Raw genomic sequence first — 2,842 nt, forward strand, 5'->3', positions numbered from 1 at the left:
CTGTAAGATTAAATCTTGACTTCTACAGTTAAAATACTAATAATATTAGTATTTTTATTATTCTCTTGGATACCGTGGACAAGCCACGGTATGACTATGAGAAAAATAATTTATTTTGTATCTGTACCCTTATTATCTTTAGAATTAGCAGTATTATTTGGAGAGTCGTCTTCTGTAGGTAGTTTAGAGATGGATAGTTTTTGTTTATATTTTTGCTGCTCTGCTAAAAAATTTTGAGCCTCTTTGGAAAGGCTATTATATAATTCGCGTTTCTTCTTATTAATATCGACTATTGCCACTCTATATTTTTGTATTTCCTCCCGCACTTCCGGTTTTATAGTACCGGCGTAAGTAGAAAAATCATCTATAATTTTTTGTGTTGTAGCGTCGTTGGTTTTTGCTGCATCTTTTTTTGAGCCGTCAGAAGTTGTGCTACTGGCAAAGCAGCTTAGACTCAGTAAAATAGCTATTCCAAATATTATTTTTTTTATCATATAAACCTTAAGTCTTATTCTTAATAAGTGGCGTTGTTGCATGGATCGGTTTTCCGTCTGAGCTAAGAAGAATTACGCAGTAATTCGACGAAGCAAGGAAGAAAAAAATCCGATTTACAGAATCTTTTTAATTATTTTTCTGGATTGTCACGTCGCTTCGCTCCTCGCAATGACGACTACGGTATCTACGCAAAAACTTCTTAATAAGTAGACCATTTTTAAGTCTAATAGTCAATGTAAAATATCTATCTTTTCTACTTGTATTTTATTATTAGGCACGTATAACTTTATACTAACAGTTGGAAATAAGTATAAAATTATGAAAAATATACAATATTATAATAATAATTCTCAAGAGTTTTACGATAGAACAATTAACGCCGATTTATCCGATAACTATAAGGCATTTACAAGTTATTTACCTAAAAAGCTCATATTTTAGATGCCGGTTGCGGAGTCGGGCGTGATACAAAATATTTTTTAGGTCTAGGATATCAAGTTACCGCTTTTGACGGTTCAAGCGAAATGGGAAATTAGCCGCAAAAGAAACCGGAATAAACGTACTACACTCAACTTTTCAAGATATCAATTTTAAGGAGTTATTTGACGGTGTTTGGGCCCAAGCAACTCTTTTGCATGTGCCTTATAATGAAACAATCAATGTTTATAAAAAAATTCATGCTGCATTAAAGACGGAAGGGCTTTTTTATACTTCTTATAAGTATGGGTCAGATATAATGCAAGTTAATGATCGGGATTTTTACAATATGAATGAAGATACAATAATGCCTTATTTTGACGGGTTATTTGATATAATAAAAATATGGACAGAAGAAGATAGTAGAAGTAAAGTAGCCCCAAGTAAAGATGGGTTATGGCTAAATTTTATTGTAAAAAAAAAGTAAAGCAATATGATTAGATTAGTTTATTTATTGCTCGCTTTAATAATCAGTTTTAAAATATACGCAAAGGAACATAAAGGCTTAACCTATAATCGTTATGAAAAAGATAAGCATGTTATTCATGTGTTAACTATTGATCCTAAGAATTTTAGGTTAAAATTAGCTAAAGCTCACAATCAGGTTATAGACAGAGAAACAGTAGACGCTATAGCATGCCGCACTAATGCAGTTGCTGCTATTAATGCAGGATCCTTTGAGATTGCAGGTAGCGATGACGGTAGACCTAGCCTTACCTTAATGGTTGACGGCAAGCTATTCAGTCTTAGAAAACAACTACAAAGTTTGTTAATCATAGATCAAAATAATATTCAAATTACCAAGGCTAGTGCAAAAATTTCTGTAGATATAGGCGATAAATCTGTTATTCCAAATCAAGTTAATTATTTTTCAAATCTAAAAGATATTACTTTCTATAATGATGTATGGGCATCTACTACATTAACGCCATATACTAATAAGGAAATCTTGATTGACCAGAATTTGATTATTATGGACATAAGCAATCATGGTGATAATCAAATTCCACAAAAAGGTTTTGTATTATCTTTCCCAAAAGAAGTAAGCTTGCCGATAGTAAATATAAATGATTCCGTAAAGCTAAATTTAGAATTTATCGATAAAGACGGCAAGCCTATAAATTTAAGCAAAACTGCTTCAGTAGTAATCGGCATCCCTGTATTAGTTCAAAACGGTAAAAATATTGTAGATAATCTAAAGCAAAATGATTCGGCTCATGCGCGTACTGCTTTGGGAGTGCGTAATGACAGCACTATAGTTATAGTTGTAGCCGAGCATATTTATAAGCAACACGTAAAAGACCTTAAACTTGTACAAGCTAGATTAATATTGCGGAAAGAAAAAGGAGTAACTTTTGAGAAATTAACGCTCCCCGAAGCTTTAAAGATTCTAGAAAAGCATCTTGTAAATGATACTGTGATAGGGCTAACTAAAACAGAACTTGCAGATTATATGTTAAACCTTGGATGTGAATCGGCAATTAATCTAGATAGTGGTGGTTCTTCCACATTATTTATGGACAGAAAAATTATAAATAATGTTACAGGCGATGAAGATGGAGCTTTAGGCGAACATACTGTGCGTCCCGTATCCGATGCAATAGTTATTATACCAAATAATATAGACTGAATTTATGCGTTTTTTGATTATAATTATAAGTTTATTTCTGACAGAGTCAGCCATAGCAAGAGAATGCTCACTGCCGAATCAGTGGCATAAATTATGTCCTGTCTTAGACTCACGAGTAGAGCAAACTACTCGAAAAATGAAATTACAAGAATCAAGTGCAAAAAGCTTAGAGAAATTTTTAAATGCTACTAATTATAATTTGTAATAGTTGAGATTTAATCTTACATTTAGTAAAATTAA

6 protein-coding genes are annotated in these 2,842 nt (G+C 32.2%); 5 read left to right on the top strand and 1 reads right to left on the bottom strand.

Going from position 1 to position 2,842, the window contains the following annotated elements; all coding sequences use genetic code 11:
- Positions 1-110 precede the first annotated feature (110 nt).
- A complete protein-coding gene (locus KYQ89_RS05745; protein WP_218460789.1) occupies positions 111-494 on the bottom strand; it encodes a hypothetical protein in 384 nt (127 codons plus the stop codon).
- Between the two features lie 319 nt (positions 495-813).
- Between KYQ89_RS05745 and KYQ89_RS07940 the strand changes: the two genes are divergently transcribed.
- Genes KYQ89_RS07940 through KYQ89_RS05765 form a run of 5 tightly spaced genes read left to right on the top strand, consistent with a single transcriptional unit; the run spans position 814 to position 2,807 of the window.
- Positions 814-936, top strand: a complete 123-nt coding sequence (locus tag KYQ89_RS07940; protein WP_256621455.1) for a hypothetical protein — start codon at positions 814-816, stop codon at positions 934-936.
- On the top strand, positions 930-1,031 hold the full coding sequence (locus KYQ89_RS08405; protein ID WP_371920416.1) for a methyltransferase domain-containing protein: 102 nt from the start codon (positions 930-932) through the stop codon (positions 1,029-1,031). The genes KYQ89_RS07940 and KYQ89_RS08405 overlap by 7 nt, the downstream gene beginning before the upstream one ends.
- Before the next feature lie 47 nt (positions 1,032-1,078).
- On the top strand, positions 1,079-1,399 hold the full coding sequence (locus KYQ89_RS07950) for a tellurite resistance-like protein (RefSeq protein WP_371920417.1): 321 nt from the start codon (positions 1,079-1,081) through the stop codon (positions 1,397-1,399).
- 6 nt (positions 1,400-1,405) lie between these two features.
- Positions 1,406-2,602: a phosphodiester glycosidase family protein gene (locus tag KYQ89_RS05760; protein ID WP_218460790.1), complete on the top strand. Its 1,197-nt coding sequence runs from the start codon at positions 1,406-1,408 to the stop codon at positions 2,600-2,602.
- Between the two features lie 13 nt (positions 2,603-2,615).
- Positions 2,616-2,807, top strand: a complete 192-nt coding sequence (locus KYQ89_RS05765; protein WP_218460791.1) for a hypothetical protein — start codon at positions 2,616-2,618, stop codon at positions 2,805-2,807.
- Positions 2,808-2,842: the final 35 nt, after the last annotated feature.

This window comes from Rickettsia sp. TH2014 (genome assembly GCF_019249195.1).
GTDB classification, from domain to species: domain Bacteria; phylum Pseudomonadota; class Alphaproteobacteria; order Rickettsiales; family Rickettsiaceae; genus Rickettsia; species Rickettsia felis.

What these genes read in the sequence shown, in the direction of transcription:
- KYQ89_RS05760 (WP_218460790.1), top strand. Translation starts at nt 1,406, where the DNA reads ATGATTAGATTAGTTTATTTATTGCTCGCTTTAATAATCAGTTTTAAA.
- KYQ89_RS07940 (WP_256621455.1), top strand. Translation starts at nt 814, where the DNA reads ATGAAAAATATACAATATTATAATAATAATTCTCAAGAGTTTTACGAT.
- KYQ89_RS05745 (WP_218460789.1), bottom strand. Translation starts at nt 494, where the DNA reads ATGATAAAAAAAATAATATTTGGAATAGCTATTTTACTGAGTCTAAGC.